16 protein-coding genes are annotated in these 19,412 nt (G+C 71.8%); 6 read left to right on the plus strand and 10 right to left on the minus strand.

Features of this window, described 5'->3' with window-relative positions; translation table 11 throughout:
- The first annotated feature begins 78 nt into the window (after window positions 1-78).
- Window positions 79-435 (plus strand): VOC family protein, encoded by a 357-nt coding sequence (locus tag ACLJPY_RS43180; RefSeq protein WP_410596780.1) that lies wholly within the window; start codon window positions 79-81, stop codon window positions 433-435.
- Here the strand turns inward: ACLJPY_RS43180 and ACLJPY_RS43185 are convergent.
- From ACLJPY_RS43185 to ACLJPY_RS43200, 4 genes are read right to left on the minus strand one after another with little or no spacing between them, the layout of a single operon-like run.
- A complete protein-coding gene (locus tag ACLJPY_RS43185; RefSeq protein ID WP_410596781.1) occupies window positions 419-1,105 on the minus strand; it encodes a helix-turn-helix transcriptional regulator in 687 nt (228 codons plus the stop codon). The two genes, ACLJPY_RS43180 and ACLJPY_RS43185, sit on opposite strands and share 17 nt — an antisense overlap.
- Before the next feature lie 32 nt (window positions 1,106-1,137).
- Window positions 1,138-1,851 (minus strand): adenosylcobinamide-GDP ribazoletransferase, encoded by a 714-nt coding sequence (locus ACLJPY_RS43190; protein ID WP_410596915.1) that lies wholly within the window; start codon window positions 1,849-1,851, stop codon window positions 1,138-1,140.
- Between the two features lie 23 nt (window positions 1,852-1,874).
- Window positions 1,875-2,888, minus strand: coding sequence for a nicotinate-nucleotide--dimethylbenzimidazole phosphoribosyltransferase (cobT, locus tag ACLJPY_RS43195; protein ID WP_410596782.1), 1,014 nt, complete (start codon window positions 2,886-2,888; stop codon window positions 1,875-1,877).
- Between the two features lie 13 nt (window positions 2,889-2,901).
- Complete coding sequence (locus ACLJPY_RS43200; protein ID WP_410596783.1) at window positions 2,902-3,543, minus strand: bifunctional adenosylcobinamide kinase/adenosylcobinamide-phosphate guanylyltransferase; 642 nt, start codon at window positions 3,541-3,543, stop codon at window positions 2,902-2,904.
- 35 nt (window positions 3,544-3,578) lie between these two features.
- Here ACLJPY_RS43200 and ACLJPY_RS43205 point away from each other — a divergent pair, with 35 nt between their 5' ends.
- Window positions 3,579-4,619, plus strand: coding sequence for a cobalamin biosynthesis protein (locus ACLJPY_RS43205; protein ID WP_410596784.1), 1,041 nt, complete (start codon window positions 3,579-3,581; stop codon window positions 4,617-4,619).
- Window positions 4,616-6,097 carry a cobyric acid synthase gene (locus ACLJPY_RS43210; RefSeq protein ID WP_410596785.1) on the plus strand — a complete coding sequence of 494 codons (1,482 nt, stop codon included), beginning with the start codon at window positions 4,616-4,618 and terminating at the stop codon, window positions 6,095-6,097. Before ACLJPY_RS43205 ends, ACLJPY_RS43210 begins: the two co-directional genes overlap by 4 nt.
- 380 nt (window positions 6,098-6,477) lie before the next feature.
- Here ACLJPY_RS43210 and ACLJPY_RS43215 read toward each other — a convergent pair whose 3' ends face one another.
- Entirely contained in the window at window positions 6,478-7,230 is a 753-nt protein-coding gene (locus tag ACLJPY_RS43215) for a CbtA family protein (protein ID WP_410596786.1), read from the minus strand.
- 19 nt (window positions 7,231-7,249) lie between these two features.
- Window positions 7,250-7,459, minus strand: a complete 210-nt coding sequence (locus tag ACLJPY_RS43220) for a CbtB domain-containing protein (protein WP_003069169.1) — start codon at window positions 7,457-7,459, stop codon at window positions 7,250-7,252.
- Window positions 7,460-7,747: 288 nt separating this feature from the next.
- Between ACLJPY_RS43220 and ACLJPY_RS43225 the strand changes: the two genes are divergently transcribed.
- Window positions 7,748-8,644: an ROK family protein gene (locus ACLJPY_RS43225; RefSeq protein WP_410596916.1), complete on the plus strand. Its 897-nt coding sequence runs from the start codon at window positions 7,748-7,750 to the stop codon at window positions 8,642-8,644.
- Between the two features lie 51 nt (window positions 8,645-8,695).
- Here the strand turns inward: ACLJPY_RS43225 and ACLJPY_RS43230 are convergent, their stop codons facing one another.
- Window positions 8,696-10,096: a Dyp-type peroxidase gene (locus ACLJPY_RS43230; RefSeq protein ID WP_410596787.1), complete on the minus strand. Its 1,401-nt coding sequence runs from the start codon at window positions 10,094-10,096 to the stop codon at window positions 8,696-8,698.
- Window positions 10,097-10,301: 205 nt separating this feature from the next.
- Window positions 10,302-10,871, minus strand: a complete 570-nt coding sequence (locus ACLJPY_RS43235) for a TetR/AcrR family transcriptional regulator (protein WP_410596788.1) — start codon at window positions 10,869-10,871, stop codon at window positions 10,302-10,304.
- A gap of 82 nt (window positions 10,872-10,953) precedes the next feature.
- Between ACLJPY_RS43235 and ACLJPY_RS43240 the strand changes: the two genes are divergently transcribed.
- Window positions 10,954-11,826, plus strand: a complete 873-nt coding sequence (locus ACLJPY_RS43240) for an SDR family oxidoreductase (RefSeq protein ID WP_410596789.1) — start codon at window positions 10,954-10,956, stop codon at window positions 11,824-11,826.
- Window positions 11,827-11,884: 58 nt separating this feature from the next.
- Here ACLJPY_RS43240 and ACLJPY_RS43245 read toward each other — a convergent pair whose 3' ends face one another.
- Both ACLJPY_RS43245 and gltB read right to left on the minus strand, forming a co-directional pair.
- Window positions 11,885-13,336, minus strand: a complete 1,452-nt coding sequence (locus ACLJPY_RS43245; RefSeq protein ID WP_410596790.1) for a glutamate synthase subunit beta — start codon at window positions 13,334-13,336, stop codon at window positions 11,885-11,887.
- Window positions 13,329-17,900, minus strand: a complete 4,572-nt coding sequence (gltB, locus tag ACLJPY_RS43250) for a glutamate synthase large subunit (RefSeq protein WP_410596791.1) — start codon at window positions 17,898-17,900, stop codon at window positions 13,329-13,331. The genes ACLJPY_RS43245 and gltB overlap by 8 nt, the downstream gene beginning before the upstream one ends.
- A gap of 566 nt (window positions 17,901-18,466) precedes the next feature.
- Between gltB and ACLJPY_RS43255 the strand changes: the two genes are divergently transcribed.
- Window positions 18,467-19,099 (plus strand): YigZ family protein, encoded by a 633-nt coding sequence (locus ACLJPY_RS43255; protein WP_410596792.1) that lies wholly within the window; start codon window positions 18,467-18,469, stop codon window positions 19,097-19,099.
- Window positions 19,100-19,412 lie beyond the last annotated feature (313 nt).

Below are 19,412 nucleotides of genomic sequence, written 5' to 3' on the forward strand. Positions count from 1 at the left end.
CCGACAGGGGGTTGTCGCTACCACCGTCGAAAGTGGGCGGAGCCGGGAAACGCCCGGCATGGCAGCGAAAGGAACGACATGCCCCGCTTCAACGACGTGGCCTGGTTCGAGATCGGCACCGACGATCCGGCGACCGCGGAACGGTTCTACGGCGAGGTCTTCGGCTGGACCGTCGCGCAGGACAACGCGGCGAGCACCGACGCCGCCTACCGCGTCATCGACACCGGTGGCTCGCGCGGCGGCCTGTTCACGGGCCAGGAGAACTATGCGGTCTTCACCGTGCTGGTCGAGGACGTCGAGGCCACCTGCCGCCAGGTCGAGCAGGCCGGCGGGCGCGTGCAACGGCCGCCGAGCGTCAACCCGGTCGGCGTGAAGTTCGCGCACGTGCTCGACCCGGCAGGCAACCACTTCTCGGTGTTCACCCCGCCAAATTGAGCTGCTCGACGTCGCCGTAGGGGATGTCGAGGTCTTCGGGGCGCAGCTTCCGCGGCGGCGGCACCTCGGCCAGCACGGAAAAGGAGGTGATGCGGTCGGTGCGGAACGCCCGGATCTCCCGGCGCAGCCGGCACCAGGCCACGAGGTACCAGTGCTCGGGCTTGCCGACGTAGCCGAGCGGCTCGATCTCCCGACGGGTGGCGGTGCCCTGGCGGTCGGTGTACTGGATGCGCAGGACGCGGCGGATGCCGAGCACGTGCGGCTTCGGCGGGACCGGTCCCTCGCCGAGCAGGTGGACCCGGGTGGCGAGCTCCCGTGCCTCCTGCGTGTCCTCCTCCCGCATCGCCGCGACGAGCTTGCGCAGCGCCGAGCGGCCTTCGGCCCGGAAGGGGGTGGCGTCGAGGTGCCTCAGGGCGAGGGCCATGGCGACGGCCTCGCCGGGAGTCAGGTTGACCGGCGGCATCGTGTGCGCCTTGTCGAGGCAGTAGCCGCCGGTGCGGCCGGGCTCGGCGTAGATCGGCGTGCCGGACTGCTGCAGGGCGCTGATGTCGCGTTCGACGGTCCGGACGCTGACCTCGAACCGATCCGCGAGCCACCGCGCGCTGCGGGGCCGCGGCGCGACGGCACGCAGTTCTTCGACGATGGCGTAGAGACGATCGGTTCGGTTCACGCGCTGCACTCTAGGAAGGGGGTACGACAGTTTCAGGCGAGCGCCAGCAGGGCCGCCGCGACAGCGACCTCGACGCCCGCACCGAGGACGTCGCCGGTCACGCCGCCGAGGCGCTTGGTGCACCGCCACAGGAGCGCTCCGGTGACGGCGTAGGCGAGGACGACGGAAAGGGGTCCGCGCCACCACGGCAGCCCGGGCAGCAGTGCGGCGAGCCCGGCGGCGGCGACGCCCACGGCGAGCGCCGCGGTGCGGGGAACCGAGCCGGCGACAGTCGCGCCGAGTCCCTCCGGCCGGGCCGAGGGGACTCCGCGGGCGCAGGCCAGTGAGAGCGTGCACCGGCCGATGAGGACGCCGGCGGCCGCGGTGACCGGGCCGGCGGCAGTCAGGGCACCGACCTGGACGAGGAGGACGAGGAGGAGGGTGGCGACCCCGGTGGGCCCGGAGTCGCCGCGGCGCATGACGTCGAGGGCTTTGGCGCGGTCGTAGGAGGCGCCGAGGCCGTCGGCGGTGTCGGCGAGCCCGTCGAGGTGCAGCCCCCGGCTGCCGAGTGCGACGGCTCCGAGCGCGAGGGCGGCAACAGCGAAAGAAGGGAGGTGAACGGCGTGTCCGGCGGCGACGACGAGCCCGGCGGCCACGGCCAGCGGAAGGGCGGCCAGGGGAGCGAGCAGCATGGCGCCGCCGGCGACGCGGCGGTCGATGACGCGGGGCGCCGGGACGGGCACGGTGGTCAACGTCCCGACGGCCATCCGCGCGGAGTCCGTCCAGCGGCTCACGTCAAGTCGGCCAGCAGACCCATGTCCGCCAGGATCGCGCGCGCCGCGCGGAGGGCCGGCACGGCCTGCACCGCTCCGCTGCCTTCGCCGAGCCGGAGGCCGAAGTCCAGGATCGGCTCCAGGCCGAGCGCCTTCAGCGCGAACGCCTGTGACGGTTCCGTCGAGCGGTGGCCGGCCAGCCACCACTGCTCCGCACCGGGGGCGATGTCGCGCGCCACCAGCGCCGCCGCGCCGGAGAAGACGCCGTCCAGCAGCACCGGGATGCCCAGCACCGACGCCTGGACCAGGAAGCCCGCCGTCGCGGCGACGCAGGCGCTGCCCAGCGCCGTCAACCGCTCGAACGGGTCCTCCGTGCGGCCCGCTGCCCGGGCCAAGGCGGCCGTGACCGCCGCCGTCTTGCGGTCCAGGCCGGCCGCGTCCACACCCGTTCCGGTGCCGACCACCTCGGCCGCCGGCAGACCGACGGAGGCCGCCACCAGTGCCGCGCACATCGCCGTGTTGCCGATGCCCATGTCGCCCGGGATCAGTACATCCGCGTCGCGCTCCTCCAGGGCGATCGCCCGGCCCGCTTCGAAGGCCGCTTGCGCCTCGCCCGGGAGCAGCGCGTCCTCGACGTCGATCGAACCCGAGCCGCGGCGGATCTTGTGCGCCGTGACCTCGGGCGGCACGTCCGCGGCGTCCCAGTCGACGGCGATGTCCGCGACCCGCACGCGCGCTCCGACCTGGGCGGCCAGCACGTTCACGCCGCTCTTGCCGGCCAGGAACACGCGCACCATCGCTGCGGTCACCTCGCGCGGGTACGCCGAGAGCGCCGACACGCCGTGGTCGCCCGCGAAGACGACCACACGGACGTCGTCCAGCGGGCGCGGCGGCACGGTGCCGTGCGCCGCGGCCAGCCAGGCGGCGATCTCCTCCAGCCTGCCGAGCGCGCCGAGTGGCTTGACCAGGCCGTCGAGCCGCTCCTGCGCGGCGGTGCGGGCGGCGGGGTCGGGCACGGGTACGTCGAACACGGGCGCCTCCTGGCTACAGGTCGAGCGCCCGGCCCGCGACGACCAGCACGACCCGGTCGGCGTCGGCGGACACCCGGTTGTTGAGTGCGCCCAGCACATCACGGAACAGCCGCCCGGACGACGTTGCGGGCACCACACCACTGCCGACCTCGTTGCTCACCGCGACCACCGGCACCCGCGCCGCGGCCCATGCGGCCAGGAAGTCCTCGAGCCGGTCGTCCAGGCGGTGCTCCCAGCCCGGCTTCTGCCGCCACGCGCCGACGTCGTCCAGCACGCGGGACAGCCACGTGCCGAGGCAGTCGATCAGCAGCGGCTCGGTCGCCGTGCGCAGGATGCCGGCCAGGTCGGTGGTCTCGACGGTCTTCCAGTGCGCGGGCCGCCGGGCCTGGTGCGCGGCCACCCGCGCGGCCCATTCGGGGTCGTCTTCGCCCGCGGGGAGGCCGGGTGCGACGTAGACGAGGTGCGGGTGGCGGGCGACGAGCCGCTCGGCGTGCCGCGACTTCCCCGAGCGGACGCCGCCGAGGACCAGCACCTTGCCTTCGTCGCGCCCGGACCGGCGGAGGGCGCGAGCCAGGCTTTCGAGATACCCGGCGACCCGGTGGCGCAGCCCCGCCGACGGACGCTTTCCCGCGGAGGAGGCATCGGACACAGTCATACCGGCATTCTGGTGCACGCGCTACCGTGCGCCACGTGCCACTCCGTCTAGGGACAACCGCAGCCGGACTCGTAACCGGATACGTAGCCGACGCCCTGTTCGGTGACCCCCGAACGGGCCACCCGGTCGCCTTGTTCGGTACGGCCGCCGCCCGCGTCGAACACCGTCTGTGGGCCGACTCGAAGCCGCGCGGAGCCGTGTACGCGGCGCTGTGCACCTCCGCCGCCGTAGGCCTGGGCGTCGCGCTCCAGGCGGCGACGCGGCGGCGTCCCTTCGCGCGCTTCGCCCTCACCGCCGCGTCGACGTGGGTTGTGCTCGGCGGACGCGGTCTCGCGGCCGAAGGCGCCGAGATGGCCCGCTTGCTCGAAGCGGAGGACGTGCCTCAAGCGCGTCAGCGGCTCGCGCACCTCTGCGCGCGCGACGCGACGACCCTCGACTCCGCCGAGCTGACCCGCGCGGCCACCGAGTCGATCGCCGAGAACACTTCGGACGCCGTGGTCGCGCCGCTGTTCTGGGGTGCGGTCGCCGGGATGCCGGGCCTCCTCGGCTACCGCGCGCTCAACACGCTCGACGCGATGGTCGGCTACCGCTCACCCCGCTACCGCCGCTTCGGCTGGGCGGCGGCGCGGGCCGACGACGTCGTTAACCTGCTGCCGTCGCGGATCGGCGCGGCGCTCACGGCGCTGTGCGCGGGCGGCCGGGCGCGCGAATCCTGGCGCGTCTGGCGCCGCGACGGCGGACGCCACCCGAGCCCCAACGCCGGCCAGGTGGAAGCGGCATTCGCGGGAGCACTGGACATCCGCCTCGGCGGAACGAACAGCTACGACGGCGAGCCGGAAACCCGCGCCCGCCTCGGCGAAGGCCGCACCCCGGACCCTGCAGACCTCCGGCGCGCGGTCCGCTTGTCCCGGCGAGTGGGAACGGCCGCAGCGGCCATCGCCGCCCTCGCAGCCCCCACCACTCCCTGGGGGGCGGCCCCTGTCCAGTTTATCGCCTCCCGCAGGGGGAGAACCGCCGCTCGGCGATCTGTGGACAACTTCGCCGCGGGCGGCCTAGCTGTGGACAACCTGCGATGAGGGGCCTGCTCGTCGCCGGGACGACTTCCGATGCCGGGAAGAGCCTCGTCACCGCCGGGATCTGCCGGTGGCTGGCGCGCCAAGGGCTGCGGGTGGCTCCGTTCAAGGCGCAGAACATGTCCAACAACTCCATGGTCTGCGCCGACGGGGCCGAGATCGGGCGCGCCCAGTGGGTGCAGGCGCGGGCCGCCGGGGCGGAACCCGAGGCGGCGATGAACCCGGTGCTGCTGAAGCCCGGCAGTGATCGGCGCAGTCACGTCGTCGCGCTCGGGAAGCCGTTCGGGACCCTCGAAGCCGGGGAGTACGCCACCGGGCGGGCCGGGCTGGCCGAGATCGCCTTCGGGGCGTTCGAGGACCTCAGCGCCCGTTATGACGTCGTCGTCTGCGAAGGCGCCGGGAGTCCGGCCGAGATCAACCTGCGGGGCGGCGACTACGTCAACATGGGGCTCGCGCGGCGGTTCGGGCTGCCCGTGCTGGTCGTCGGCGACATCGACCGCGGTGGGGTGCTCGCGGCCATGTTCGGCACCCTCGCGCTGCTTTCCGCCGAAGATCAGGCCCTGGTCGCGGGCTGGGTGGTCAACAAGTTCCGCGGCGACGTCGGGCTGCTGCGGCCGGGCCTGGACAGCCTCGAGAAGGTCACCGGACGGCCGGTGCTGGGCGTGCTGCCGTGGCTCGACCGGGTGTGGATCGACTCGGAGGACGCCCTCGCCGCCGCGGGCTGGCGCCGGGAAGCGCCCGGTGGGGGGCTCGGTGTGGCGGTCGTGCGGTTCCCGCGCGCTTCCAACGCCACCGACGTCGACGCGCTGGCCGCCGAACCCGGGGTCACGGTCACGCTCACCGCCGATCCCGACGTCGTCGCGGCGGCGGACGTCGTGGTGCTGCCCGGGTCGCGGGCCACCGTGGCCGACCTGGCCTGGCTGCGGGACCGCGGGCTCGACACGGCGGTGACGGCCCGGGCCGCCGCGGGCCGTCCGGTGCTCGGCATCTGCGGTGGCTACCAGATGCTCACCGAATCCATCGTGGACGACGTCGAATCCGGCGCGGGCGAGGTCGCCGGCCTCGGTCTGCTGCCCGGGCGGGTGACGTTCGCCGCGGAGAAGGTGCTCGCCCGGCCCGCGGGAACGTGGCGCGGTCATCCGGTGGACGCCTACGAGATCCACCACGGTTCGGTGACCACGACGGCGCCGGCGGAGTCCTTTCTGGACGGTCTGCGCGCGGGCGGGGTCTGGGGCACGATGTGGCACGGCGCGTTCGAGAACGACGCCTTCCGCCGCGCATGGCTCACCGAAGCCGCGACGCAGGCCGGAGCCACCTGGACGCCCGCACCCGGCGCCCCCGGGTTCGGCGAGCTGCGCGAGGAAATGCTGGACAAGCTCGCGGACGCCGTCGACGAACACCTGGACACGGCGCTGCTGGAGACGCTGCTGGACCAGGGCGCCCCGGTGGACCTGCCGTTCGCGCCGCCGGGAGCGCCGTAGCCGGAACGGGAGTGAGACGGCGACGGCGCTACTCCGGCGATCGAACACGCGCCCCGCTGGCCGGGCTCGGTCCGTCAGCCACCGCGCCTTGCCGCGATCGGTCCCCAGCCACGCTGCTTGCCTGGCTCGGTGGCTGGCTACTGCGGCTCGCGGGGCCGGTCAGGTGGCTAGCGTGGCTTGCCGGGCTCAGCCAGACAGCTAACGCGGCTGGTCGAGCTCGGTCGGGCGGCCATCGCGGCCCGCCGAGCCCGATCAAGCAGCCACTGCCGCTCGTCGAGCTCGGCCAGCCAGCCACCGCGGCTCGCCGGAGCGAGACTCAGGCGGCCATCGCGGCTCGCCGAGCTCGGTCCGCCAGCCACCGCGGCTCACCAGAGCAGGCCTCAGGCGGCCACCGCGGTCCGCTGCTTCAGCGCCTTCTCCGCCAACGCGCCGAAAGTCAACCCCAGCGCCAGCCACAGCGTCACCTGCGTGCCGACCGAGGCCGTCCTGAAGCTCCACAACGTGGACGCCGGGAACGTTGCCGGGACTTCGTCGATCGATGGCAGGAGCCAGGCCACCACGCCGATCACGACGAGGTAGCCCGCGGCCGCCAGCAGGAAGCCGTTCCAGGCTCCGAAGCGGTCCGCCAGCTTGCGGCCGAACACCGTGGCGAGGATGCCCGCCAGCAGTGAGACCGCGACGAAACCGAAGTACAGCTCCGTGCGGGAGCCGATCGTGCCCGGCTGGCCCACCGCCGGTGGGTTGGCCGGGTACTTCAGGAACGGCACCAGGAACACCACGGCGAACGCGCCCGCCGTGAGCAGCAGTGCCGTCACCCTCGGGCGGAGGTTGCCGAGGCGGCCCTGGGCGAACGCGAAGGCCAGCGAGAGCAGGCCGCCGATCGCGACGCCGTACACCAGCACGCCCGTCAGCAGGCCGAGGGTGCTCTGGATGTCCCGGGGGACGAGCTCTTCTTCGTGTTCTTCGGCAGGGGCCGGCGCCGATGCGTCGTGCGAGTGCGCGTGGCCGCCGGGCTCCTCGAGGCCGATGGCGGTGTTCACCGATGGCTCGCCGAAGGCGTAGGCGAACCCGAACGCGAGCACGCCGGCGATCAGGCCCGCCAGCATGCCGCGGACCAGCAAGGTCTTCATCATGGGAGTGCGTGCCCGCCGATCAGTGGCAGGGGAAGGCCAGCAGGTGCCGGCCGTCGTGCACGAACTCGTGGACGTACATGTTCGCGAACACCGCCGTCGCGCCCTGCTCGGCGCTCACGAAGTACAGCGCGATCAGGGCCAGGAGCACCACGAACACCGCCCACGGCACGATCTCCCGGATCGGGATGCGGATCGGGAGCGGAACGGCGGGAGCTGCCGTCTGGGTCATGAGCGTGGCCTCCTCGGGCTTTCGCGGCCTCATCGGGGTCGGTCACGAGGGTCCGGGTCTGGCTTCCCCCTGGCGGGGGTCACAGTGGCGCGACCGCGCGGACTTGCACCGCGTTCCGGAATCTCCTCGTCTGGCCGGTTGAGCGTAGGTCCCCCTTTCGGGGCCCGTCAATGAGGCTTGTTCAGCCGTCGGCCGCCGCATGGCAGCCGTGATGCCCCGCGACCTGCGCGGGGGCGCGGCGGCCTAACCAGAACAAGCCTCAAATGTGACAATGCCGCGGTGACTCGAATGGTGGCCGCCCTCGACGTGGGCGGGACGACGATCAAGGCAGCGCTGCTCGACGAGCAGCTCCAGCCCAAGGCGGCCCTGCGCGCGGAGACCGCCCGCAGCGCGGACGGCACGGCCCTGGCCGCGCAGACGGCGGACATCGTGGCCGCGCTGGCCGAGCAGGCCGGCACCGGGCAGCCGGCGGCGGTCGGTGTGGTGGTGCCGGGGATCGTCGACGAACAGACCCGCGTCTGCCACTTCTCCGCCAACCTCGACTGGCGCGAAGTCCCGTTCGGCGAGCTGCTGGAGGACCGGCTGGGGCTCCCGGTGGCGTTCGGGCACGACGTCACCGCGGGCGGCATCGCCGAGTTCCGCGTCGGCGCCGGGCGGGGTGCGACGAACGCGGCGTTCATCCCCGTCGGCACCGGGATCGCGGCCGCGCTGCTGCTCGACGGCCGGATCCACCGCGCGCACGGGCAGGCCGGCGAGGTCGGGCACATCGACGTCGGCCACGCCGGCAAGTGCGGCTGCGGCGCGACGGGCTGCCTGGAGGCCATCTCGTCGGCCGCCGCGATCGCGCGCCGCTACACCGAACGCACCGGTCGCCCGGCCGACGGCGCCCGCGAGGTCGTCGAGCTGGCCCGCGGGGGTGACGAGGTGGCGGTCGCGGTGGTCCAGGACGCGCTCGACGGGCTCGGCCACGGCATCCGGACGCTGTTGACGCTGCTCGGCCCGGAGGTGATCGTCCTGGGCGGCGGGCTGTTCACGGCGGCCGACTACGTGCTGGAGCCGGTGCGGGAGTGGCTGGCCGCGCACCTGACGTTCCAGCGGATGCCGGAGCTGCGGATCGCCGAGCTGGGTGACGAAGCCGGGCGGCTCGGTGCCGGCCTGCTGGCCTTCGACCTGCTGAAAGCCTGACGCCGAAGGCCACCACCGGAAGCTCCCGGTGGTGGCCTTCGTCCCCCCAGCTCAGAGTGACCGCAGGAACGCCAGCGACGGCATGAAGAAGTACTCGCCGCCGCGCAGGGTCACCGCCTGCGGCACCGGGCCGGCGCTGCGCTGCGTGGCGCCGCCCCAGTCCACCGTGTAGTCCGACGCCGGACGCTCGCCCTGGCCGATCACCGGGTCCAGCCCCGGTGTGACGCCGTCGACGATCGGGAAGCCCGGGTTGTCCGCCCAGAGCGCCTGCGTGAACTCGAACTGGTTGTCCAGCACCGAGTTGAAGGCCATGAACAGCAGGCCGACCCCGCCGCTCGGCCGCGCCGCGGGCGGCACGTCGGCGTTCGGGTCGTCCGGGCGTTCCCCGTACGTCACGCCGCGGCGGGCCATCAGGTGGCGGCGCTCGTCGGCCGGGTCTTCGGCGCCGCCGGAGCCGCGCGGGTTCGTCTTGCGGATGTGCGCCTGGAACGGGCACTTCAGCGCGGCGCGGTCGCTGTCGTAGGTGAAGTTGTTCGACACCGGGCTTTCCGCGCCGTCTTCGCGCTGGGTGGTCAGCGGCGTGCCGTCCTCGAAGCGGCCGATGATCATCGCCCCGGCCCGCTCGCGGTCTTCGCCGGCGAGGCCGAGCGTGTCGGCGAGATCCGCTTCCGCCTGCTTGAACCGCCGGACGTTCTGTTCCAGTTTGCGGAAAACGAAATAGCTGCCGAAATGCACGCCGGGATCCGGCGCCGCGGGGTCGGGAACGAGAACCTGCCCGAGCGGCGCGGCCGGGTTCCACACGTTGATCCCGTCGGTGTTGTTCTTTTCCGCGTCGACGTCTTCGGTGAGGAAGAGCGGCTGGCTGCGGCCGTCGACGTACCCGAAGTGCTCGATGCCCTCGCCGCGCGCGTTGACCCGGCCGAGGCCGGTTTCCTCCGCGAGCACCGTGGCCGAATCCGGCAGCAGGCCGAGGATTTCGTTGCGCCGCGCGGTCATCGCCTTGTCCGTGGCGTCGCCGACGAGGACGACGGCGTGGACTTCCCCGTGGTAGCCGGGATCGAACGTCGAGCGCGGCGGGTCGTTCAGCTTCCGCCGCGTGTCCGGCGCCGTCATCCCGCGCAGGAACGCCTCGTCCTGCGGCATGTTCCCGTCGACGCCGAGAGCGCGGTAGCCGGCCGCGGTGAGCCCGACGCCGACGTACGGCGTTCCGGGGCCGGCGCCGGCCTTGAAGGCGCTCACTTCGTCGAGGTGGGCCTTGGCGGACTTCATCTTCCCGGTGACCGAGACGAGGAAGGCGCGGGCCTCCGCCGCGTCCCGGAAGGCGAGGAACAGGGCGGACAGGTGGTCGCGGACGTGGGCCTTGAGGATGTTCGGCTGCAGTTCGCCGAGCATCGTCGCGGCATCGCCGGTGGCCGTGGTCCAGGACAGCGTGGTGGACAGGTCGACACTCATTTCGGGCTCCCCTCCCGTGGAAAAAAACGCCCGCCTCTCGGCGGGCACCCGGCCGGCCTGAATCCCCCCTCGGCCGACCGGGTCCCCTGAATACAGAGTGCCGTGCCGAAGGTGGGTGGTGCCACCCGTTTTCCGGTTTCACACGAAAGATTAAGTTGAGCGCGAAACAGTTTCAGGCCGGAAACAAATCGCCGGGAATAAGGAGTCAGCCGAGGGTTGCGGTCGCCGCCACCAGCTCGTCCAGGGCCTCGCGGACCAGCTCGGCGAACTGCCGTTCGCTGCCGGGTGCGACCCAGCGCGCGAAGCCGGTCGAGAAGGCGAGGCCGCCGATTTCCGCGGCGAGGGTCGCCGTCGGGTCCGCGACGCCGCGGTCGCGCAGGGCGCCGGCCATCGCGGCTCGCAGCGTCGCCAGCTTGAGGAGTTCGCGTTCGCGCAGGTCGGTGTGGCCGGCGACGACCGACTGGACCTGGCGCGACCGCTCCCGTCGCTCGGCTATGGGTGCCGTGGCCGCCGTGAGCGCCGCCGCGACCGCCTCCATCGGGGTCGCCGACGCCGGGGCGTTCGTGATCGCGTCCGCGAAGAGGCGGCTCAGCACCTCCTGGCCCGCGAAGAGCACTTCGCGCTTGTCGGCGAAGTGGCGGAAGAAGGTGCGCTTCGTCAGCCCGGCCCGCTCCGCGATCTCGGCGACCGTGACGCTGTCGTACCCGCGCTCGCCGAACAGGTCGAGCGCGGCGTCGAGCAGGCGCACGCGCGTGTTCGGCTCCCAGCGGCTCATGCCCCCAGCCTAGGCGATGACACCGGGTGTCATTGCGGTGCTATGGTGATGACACCAGGTGTCATCACAAAGGGAGAAGCTCATGCGTGTGTTCGTCACCGGCGCGTCCGGCTGGATCGGCCGGGCCCTCGTGCCCGAACTCCTCGACGCCGGCCACGAGGTCGTCGGGCTGGCGAGGTCGGCGGAGTCGGCGGCCGCCGTCACCGCCACGGGGGCGGCCGTCCTCCGCGGCGACCTCACCGACCTCGACGTCCTGAAAGCCGGCGCGGAAGGCGCCGACGGCGTCGTCCACCTCGCCTTCGGGCACGACTTCGGCCGGATGGACGAGGCGATCCGCGTCGACGCGGCCGCCGTCGGCGCCATGAGCGCGGTGCTGGACGGCAAGACCTTCGTGGCGGCCTCGGGGACGCCGGTGGTGTCCGGGCGCCCGGCGACGGAGCGGGACGACTCCGTCTTCCCCGGCCCGGTCGCCGGCCGGGGCGACATCGCCCGGTCCGTCCTGGCGACGGCGGACCGCGGGGTCCGCGCGTCGCTGGTCCGGCTGCCGCGTTCCGTGCACGGCGAAGGGGACGCCCACGGGCTCGTCACGCGCCTGGTCGCGCTCGGGCGCGAGAAGGGCATCGCGGCGTACGTCGGCGACGGGACGCAGCGCTGGCCCGCGGTGCACGTCGTCGACGCGGCCCACCTGTTCCGCCTGGCGCTGGAGCAGGCCCCGGCCGGTGCGGTGCTGCACGCCGTCGGCGACGAAGGCGTGCGCATCCGCGACATCGCCGAGGTGGCCGGTCGCCGGCTCGGCCTGCCGGCCACGTCCGTCACCGCGGAGGAGCTCGGGTTCCTGGGCGGCCTCCTGGCCATCGACCAGCCGGCCTCCAGCGAGCTGACGCAGGAGCTGCTCGGCTGGCGGCCCACGCAGCCCGGGCTGCTGGACGACCTCGAGAAGGGTTACTACGGCTGAGCGGTGGGACAGCGCCGGCGGAGGTGGCGACGGTGACACCTCCGCCGGCGCTGGGGCCTTACGCGATCGGCCGGTCCGTCGGCGCGATCGGGCGGGGCAGGACCTCGCGGCCGGTCAGGTAATTGTCGACGCCGGCCGCGGCGCTGCGGCCTTCGGCGATCGCCCAGACGATCAGGGACTGCCCGCGGCCCATGTCGCCGGCCACGAACACGTTGTCCAGGCTCGTCTTGAACGCCTTGTCGCGCGCCACGTTGCCGCGCGCGTCCAGCTCGACGCCCAGGTCCTCGAGCAGGCCCTGCTTTTGCGGCCCGAGGAAGCCCATCGCCAGCAGGACGAGCTGCGCGGGCAGCTCGCGCTCGGAGCCGTCCACGGGGACGAACTTGCCGCCCTCGTTGCGGACCTCGACCAGCTTCAGGGCCCGGACGCGGCCGTCGGCGTCGCCGAGGAACTCCTGCGTGTTCACCGCGTACAGGCGTTCGCCGCCCTCTTCGTGCGCCGAGGAAACCCGGTAGATCATCGGGTACGTCGGCCACGGGTGGGCGTCCGAACGCGCCTCCGGCGGCTTCGGCATGATCTCCAGCTGCGTCACCGAACGCGCGCCCTGGCGGTGGGACGTGCCGACGCAGTCCGCGCCGGTGTCGCCGCCGCCGATGACCACGACGTCCAGCCCGGACGCGTCGAACGGCGACTTCTCCAGCTCGCCGGAAGCGACCCGGTTGGCCGGCGGCAGGAACTCCATCGCCTGGTGGATGCCGTCGAGTTCCCGGCCGGGGATCGGCAGGTCGCGCCAGTCGGTCGCGCCACCGGCCAGCACCACGGCGTCGTAGGACGAAGTCAGCTCGGAAGCAGAGACGTCCACGCCGACGTTCACCGACGTCCGGAACTCCGTCCCCTCGGCGCGCATCTGGTCGAGCCGCCGGTCCAGCCGGGACTTCTCCATCTTGAACTCGGGGATGCCGTAGCGCAGCAGCCCGCCGATCTTGTCGGCCCGCTCGAGGACCACGACGCTGTGGCCCGCGCGCGTGAGCTGCTGCGCCGCGGCCAGACCCGACGGGCCGGATCCGACGACGGCGACCTTCTTGCCCGTGAGGGCGACCGGCACCTGCGGCGTCACCCAGCCCTCGTCGAAGGCCCGGTCGATGATCGAGATCTCGACGCGCTTGATCGTCACCGGGTCGTCGTTGATCCCGAGCACGCACGCGGTTTCGCACGGGGCGGGGCACAGCGTTCCGGTGAACTCCGGGAAGTTGTTCGTCGCGTGCAGCCGTTCGATGGCCTGCTGCCAGTCCTCGCGCCAGGTCAGCGTGTTCCACTCGGGGATGAGGTTCCCGAGCGGGCAGCCCTGGTGGCAGAACGGGATCCCGCAGTCCATGCACCGGCCGGCCTGCTTCTGCAGCTTCGTCGTGGCGAAGTCTTCGTAGACCTCTCGCCAGTCCATCAGCCGCAGGTCGACCGGACGCCGCTTCGGCTCTTCGCGGGTGGTGGTCAGAAAGCCCTTGGGGTCAGCCATGTGCGGCCTCCATGATCGCCTCGTTCACGTCGCGCCCGTCCCGTTCCGCCTGGACCTGGGCCGCGAGCACGCGCTTGTAGTCCTTCGGCATGACCTTCCCGAAGCGGTCGACGCCCGCGTCCCAGTCGGCCAGCAGTTCCCGCGCGACGGCGGATTCCGTTTCGTCGTAGTGCTCTTCCAGCGTCTCGCGCAGGAAGTCCGCGTCCTCGGAATCGAGCGGGTCGATGTCGACCATCTCCGGGTTGACGCGGTGCGCGGGCAGGTCCAGCACGTAGGCGATGCCGCCGGACATGCCGGCCGCGAAGTTGCGGCCGATCGGCCCGAGCACGACCATCCGGCCGCCGGTCATGTACTCGCCGCCGTGGTCGCCGACGCCCTCGACGACGGCCAGCGCGCCCGAGTTGCGCACGCAGAACCGCTCGCCGACCTTGCCGCGGATGAAGATCTCCCCGCTCGTGGCGCCGTAGGCGATGACGTTGCCGGCGATGATGTGGTCCTCGGCGGGGATCACCGCGTCCTTCGACGGGCGCACGATCAGCCGGCCACCGGAGAGGCCCTTGCCGACGTAGTCGTTGCCGTCGCCGTAGAGCCGCAGCGTGATGCCCTTCGGCACGAAGGCACCGAACGACTGGCCCGCGGTCCCGGTGAAGGTGACGTCGATGGTGTCGTCCGGCAGGCCTTCGCCGCCCCACCGCTTGGTCAGCTCGGACCCGAGCATGGTGCCGACGGTCCGGTTCACGTTGCGGACGGGCAGCTCCAAGCGGACCTTGTCGCCCGAGTTCAACGCGCCCTCGGCCAGCTGGATCAGCGTGTTGTCCAGCGCCTTCTCCAGACCGTGGTCCTGCAGCGTCTGCTGCAGCCGCAGCCCGGCGGGGGCCATCTCGGGCACGTGGAAGATCGGCGACAGGTCGAGCCCGGCCGCCTTCCAGTGCTCGATCGCCTTGCGCTTGTCGAGGAACTCGGCGTGCCCGACGGCCTCGGCGATCGACCGGAACCCGAGCTCCGCCAGGTACTCGCGCACTTCCTGGGCGATGAACTCGAAGAAGTTGACGACGTACTCGGCCTTGCCGCTGAACTTCTCGCGCAGCTTCGGGTTCTGCGTCGCGACGCCGACCGGACACGTGTCGAGGTGGCAGACGCGCATCATGATGCAGCCCGACACCACCAGCGGCGCGGTCGCGAAGCCGAACTCCTCGGCGCCGAGCAGCGCCGCGACGACGACGTCCCGGCCCGTCTTGAGCTGGCCGTCGGTCTGCACCACGATCCGGTCGCGCAGCCGGTTGGCCAGCAGCGTCTGCTGCGTCTCGGCCAGGCCGAGCTCCCACGGGCCACCCGCGTGCTTGATCGACGACAGCGGCGACGCGCCCGTCCCGCCGTCGTGGCCGGAGATGAGCACGACGTCGGCGTGCGCCTTCGAGACACCCGCCGCGACCGTGCCGACGCCGACCTCGGACACGAGCTTCACGTGGATGCGCGCGTTCGGGTTGGCGTTCTTGAGGTCGTGGATCAGCTGCGCCAGGTCTTCGATCGAGTAGATGTCGTGGTGCGGCGGCGGCGAAATCAGGCCGACACCCGGCGTCGAGAACCGCGTCTTCGCGATCCACGGGTACACCTTCGCGCCGGGCAGTTGCCCGCCTTCGCCGGGCTTCGCGCCCTGCGCCATCTTGATCTGGATGTCGTCGGCGTTGACGAGGTACTCGCTCGTGACGCCGAACCGGCCGGACGCGACCTGCTTCACGGCGCTGCGCCGCTCGGGGTCGTACAGCCGTTCCGGGTCCTCGCCGCCCTCACCGGTGTTCGACTTCCCGCCGAGGCGGTTCATCGCGATGGCCAGGGTCTGGTGCATCTCCATCGAAATCGAGCCGTACGAGATCGCGCCGGTGGCGAACCGCTTGACGATCTCCGAGACCGGCTCGACCTCCTCGATCGGCACCGGCGCGCGCTTGCCGTACTTGAAGTCGAACAGCCCGCGCAGCGTCAGCAGCTTCTCGGCCTGGTCGTCGACGGCCTTCGTGTACTCCTTGAAGACCTCGTACTTGCCCGACCGCGTGGAGTGCTGGAGCTTGAACACCGTCTGCGGGTTGAACAGGTGCGGCTCGCCTTCGCGCCGCCACTGGTAGTCCGCGCCGGTTTCGAGCTCGCGGTGCGCGGCCCGGACGCCGTCGGCCGGGAACGCGTACTTGTGCCGCTTCGCGACCTCGTCGGCGAGGGTCTCGAAACCGACGCCGCCGAGGCGGGACGTCGTGCCGGTGAAGCAGTTCTCGATGACCTCTTCGCCGAGGCCGATCGCCTCGAAGATCTGCGCGCCGGTGTAGGACGCGACCGTCGAAACGCCCATCTTGGACATCGTCTTGCGGACGCCCTTGCCGAGCGCCTTGATCAGGTTCTGCGTCGCCTGCTTCGGCGTCACGCCGGGGATCAGGCCCCGGTGGGCCATCTCCTCGACGGTCGCCATCGCCAGGTACGGGTTGACCGCGGCCACGCCGTAGCCGATCAGCAGCGCGATGTGGTGCACCTCGCGCGCGTCGCCGGCCTCGACGATGAGGCCGACCTGCGTGCGCGTCTTCTCCCGGACGAGGTGGTGGTGCACCGCGCCGGTCAGCAGCAGCGACGGGATGGGCGCGTGGTTCTCGTCGACGCCGCGGTCGGACAGCACGATCAGCCGAGCGCCGTCCTCGATCGCCTCGGACACCTCGGCGCGGATCTCGTCGAGCCGCTTGATCAGCGCCTCGCCGCCGCCGTGCACGTTGTACCGGCCGAGCACGGTGACGGCCTGGAACTCCGGCAGGTCGCCGTCGTCGTTGACGTGCACCAGCTTGGCGAGCTGGTCGTTGTCGAGCACCGGGAACGGCAGCACGATCCGGCGGCAGCTGGCCGCATTGCCGTCCAGGAGGTTCGGCTCGGCGCCGATCTGGGTGCCGAGCGCGGTGACGAGCTCCTCGCGGATGGCGTCCAGCGGCGGATTCGTCACCTGGGCGAAGAGCTGGATGAAGTAGTCGAAGATCAGCCGCGGCCGGCTGGACAGCGTCGCGATCGGCGAGTCGTTGCCCATCGAGCCGATCGGCTCCGCGCCGGTGCGGGCCATCGGTTCGAGGATCGCTTCGAGCTCTTCCTCGGTGTAGCCGAACGACTGCTGGCGGCGGACGAGCGTGGCGTGCAGCGGGACCTCGCGGTCGCGCTCGGGCAGGTCTTCGAGGTGGACGAGCCCGGCGTCGACCCACTCGTCGTACGGGTGGGCGGTGGCGAGTTCGGTCTTGACCTCTTCGTCCTCGATGATCCGGCCTTCGACGGTGTCCACGAGGAACATCCGGCCGGGTTCGAGGCGTCCCTTCCGGACGATCGTCGCCGGGTCGATGTCGAGCACGCCGACCTCGGAGGCGAGCACGACGAGGCCGTCGTCGGTCACCCAGTAGCGGCCGGGGCGCAGGCCGTTGCGGTCGAGCACCGCGCCGATCTGGCTGCCGTCGGTGAAGGCGACCAGCGCCGGGCCGTCCCACGGCTCCATCAGCGTCGAGTGGAACTCGTAGAACGCGCGCCGCGCGGGGTCCATCTCCTGGTGGTTCTCCCAGGCCTCCGGGATCATCATCAGGACGGCGTGGGGCAGCGAACGGCCGCCGAGGTGCAGCAGCTCCAGGACCTCGTCGAAGCTCGCCGAGTCGCTGGCGCCGCGGGTGATCACCGGGTAGACGCGCTTGAGGTCGCCCGGGATCAGGTCGGTTTCGAGGAGGGCCTCGCGCGCGTCCATCCAGTTGCGGTTGCCGCGCAGGGTGTTGATCTCGCCGTTGTGCGCCACGTACCGGTACGGGTGGGCCAGCGGCCACGACGGGAACGTGTTGGTGGAGAAGCGGGAGTGCACCAGGCCGATGGCGCTCGTGACGCGCTCGTCGGTCAGGTCGGCGAAGAACCGCTCGACCTGGGGCTCGGTGAGCATTCCTTTGTAGACGATCGTCCGCGAGGACAGCGACGGGAAGTAGACGTCGTCCTCGACGAGTTCGTGCTCCGCGCGCTTGCGGACGCAGAACGCGCTGCGCTCGATGTGCAGCGGGTCCGAATGCTCCGGCTTCGGGCGGCGCGCGGCGAGGAACAGCTGCGTGAAGTGCGGCATGGTCTCGGCCGCGGTCGGCCCGCAGTGCTCGGTGTGCACCGGCAGCTCGCGCCAGCCGAGGACGCGCATGTCCTCCTCGGCGGCGATCCGCTCGATGGTCGTCATGGCCCGGCGGCGGCGCTTTTCGTCCTGCGGCAGGAAAGCCGTGCCGACGGCGTAGGTGCCCGGCTCGGGGAGCTCGAAGTCCACGACCTCGCGGTAGAACTCGTCCGGGATCTGGATCAGCAGCCCGGCGCCGTCGCCGGTGTCCGGTTCGGCGCCACGAGCACCGCGGTGTTCCAGGTTGCGCAACGCGACCAGGGCCTTGGCGACGATCGCATGATCTCGGCGCCCGGTCAGGTCGGCGACGAAGGCGACACCGCAGGCGTCGTGTTCGTAGTCGCTCCGGTAGAGGCCCTGGGCCTCGGCGTTGCTGAGCTGCTCCCCGAACGGGGGCAGGGAACTGGCACGGTGGGTCACGGCTGGCCGCCTCCCAAGGCGTTGGCGCGACCGGTACTCACTCCATCGAGTGGTTCGAGCTGAACCGGTTAACGAAGTGGTCCGGTACCGCGATGGTCAGTCGAGAACAGTTGCTGCTGTTGTCGGCGTGGGTGGTGTCTGCGTGGGTGTGTCGCAGTGCAAGATGCCGCGAAGGACCGGCCGAGCGCCGATGCTCGGAAACCGGCCGCGAAGGCATCTGGGAGGCCGCACAACACTGGGCAGCCGAACATGTCGGGTGCTGCGGGCGCGCACAGGACGGCCACTGTGGTGGGGGTCGTCCGGAGCGCGCGGTGTTACTCCCGGGTTCGCCGGGTCTTATGACGATAGTGTGAATTCGCTGTTATCGACATACGTCGTTGCCTCCGGGTGGGAAATGCCACGCTGGCGTTGACGCGGCGGTGGGTAGTCCCATATGCCGGGCTGGAACTCCCGCAGAGCGGGCTGCTGTGTCGTTGACCTGCGTAAATGTCCGTCCGAAGTGGTCCAGGGCCGCTGTCGTACCCTGCCGCGGGGGTGGGAAGCTGGGGGCATGGCGGACTGCTCCGATGGCTGATCGTTATCTCTCCGTGGCTCGGGAAGGCGTCCACGAGATCGAGATCAAGCGCTCGCGGTTCCTCTGCGCGCTCGCTCCCGTGGCGTCGGAAGAGGCGGCGCGCGAGTTCATCGCGGCCCGCCGCAGCGCCGATCCGGGTGCGCGACACCACTGCCACGCCTTCGTTTTGGGGCCGGACGGGCGAACCCGGCGCTCCAGCGACGACGGCGAACCGGCCGGCACCGCGGGCACCCCGATGCTGGAAGTGCTGCGCCGCCGTGAGCTGACCGACACGGTCGCGGTGGTGACGCGGTACTTCGGGGGAGTGCTGCTGGGCGCGGGCGGATTGATCCGCGCGTACGGTCAGTCCGTTTCGGACGCTCTGGAAGTTGTTGGTGTACTAGAACACCGGCGTCTCAGCCTGGTGGAGGTGGCGGTCGGCTACGACCGCGCGGGCCGGCTGGAGAACGACCTGCGCGCGTCCCCGTACTCGCTCCACGCGACCCGCTTCGACGAACTGGCCCGCTTCGAGGTCGGTCTTGCGCCGGCGGAGGCCGGCGCTTTCCACGGCTGGCTGGCCGACCTGACGAACGGCGAGGCGACGACGACCGCGCTCGGTGACCACTGGGTGATCCACCGCCGCTGACCCGGCCGGTGGCTCGCGCGTCCGAATCCGTGACTCGCGTGACGGAAGCCGTATCTCGCGTGATTGGACCCGTGACTCGCGTGATTGGACCCGGAAGTCGCGAGTTCCGCCTTCAATCACGCGAGTTCCGGCCTGGGTCACGCGAGATCCGGGTTCAGTCACGTAACGGACGGCTTGGCCGACCGCGCTCGGTGACCACTGGGTGGTCCACCGGCCCTAAGTGGTCCGGTCCAGGATTCGCTTGCCGCGCAACGAACTTTCGGTGCTTTCGCGGACGGTCCCTTTCGTGGCACCATGTCGTGCCACCGAGTTC

Source organism: Amycolatopsis sp. lyj-23 (assembly GCF_046549135.1).
In the GTDB taxonomy this organism is placed as follows: domain Bacteria; phylum Actinomycetota; class Actinomycetes; order Mycobacteriales; family Pseudonocardiaceae; genus Amycolatopsis.

What these genes read in the sequence shown, in the direction of transcription:
- ACLJPY_RS43240 (WP_410596789.1), top strand. Translation starts at nt 10,954, where the DNA reads ATGCGTGTGTTCGTCACCGGCGCGTCCGGCTGGATCGGCCGGGCCCTC.
- ACLJPY_RS43255 (WP_410596792.1), top strand. Translation starts at nt 18,467, where the DNA reads ATGGCTGATCGTTATCTCTCCGTGGCTCGGGAAGGCGTCCACGAGATC.
- ACLJPY_RS43190 (WP_410596915.1), bottom strand. Translation starts at nt 1,851, where the DNA reads ATGGCCGTCGGGACGTTGACCACCGTGCCCGTCCCGGCGCCCCGCGTC.
- ACLJPY_RS43200 (WP_410596783.1), bottom strand. Translation starts at nt 3,543, where the DNA reads ATGACTGTGTCCGATGCCTCCTCCGCGGGAAAGCGTCCGTCGGCGGGG.
- ACLJPY_RS43230 (WP_410596787.1), bottom strand. Translation starts at nt 10,096, where the DNA reads ATGAGTGTCGACCTGTCCACCACGCTGTCCTGGACCACGGCCACCGGC.
- ACLJPY_RS43220 (WP_003069169.1), bottom strand. Translation starts at nt 7,459, where the DNA reads ATGACCCAGACGGCAGCTCCCGCCGTTCCGCTCCCGATCCGCATCCCG.
- ACLJPY_RS43215 (WP_410596786.1), bottom strand. Translation starts at nt 7,230, where the DNA reads ATGATGAAGACCTTGCTGGTCCGCGGCATGCTGGCGGGCCTGATCGCC.
- ACLJPY_RS43245 (WP_410596790.1), bottom strand. Translation starts at nt 13,336, where the DNA reads ATGGCTGACCCCAAGGGCTTTCTGACCACCACCCGCGAAGAGCCGAAG.
- ACLJPY_RS43180 (WP_410596780.1), top strand. Translation starts at nt 79, where the DNA reads ATGCCCCGCTTCAACGACGTGGCCTGGTTCGAGATCGGCACCGACGAT.
- ACLJPY_RS43225 (WP_410596916.1), top strand. Translation starts at nt 7,748, where the DNA reads ATGGTGGCCGCCCTCGACGTGGGCGGGACGACGATCAAGGCAGCGCTG.
- ACLJPY_RS43235 (WP_410596788.1), bottom strand. Translation starts at nt 10,871, where the DNA reads ATGAGCCGCTGGGAGCCGAACACGCGCGTGCGCCTGCTCGACGCCGCG.
- ACLJPY_RS43210 (WP_410596785.1), top strand. Translation starts at nt 4,616, where the DNA reads ATGAGGGGCCTGCTCGTCGCCGGGACGACTTCCGATGCCGGGAAGAGC.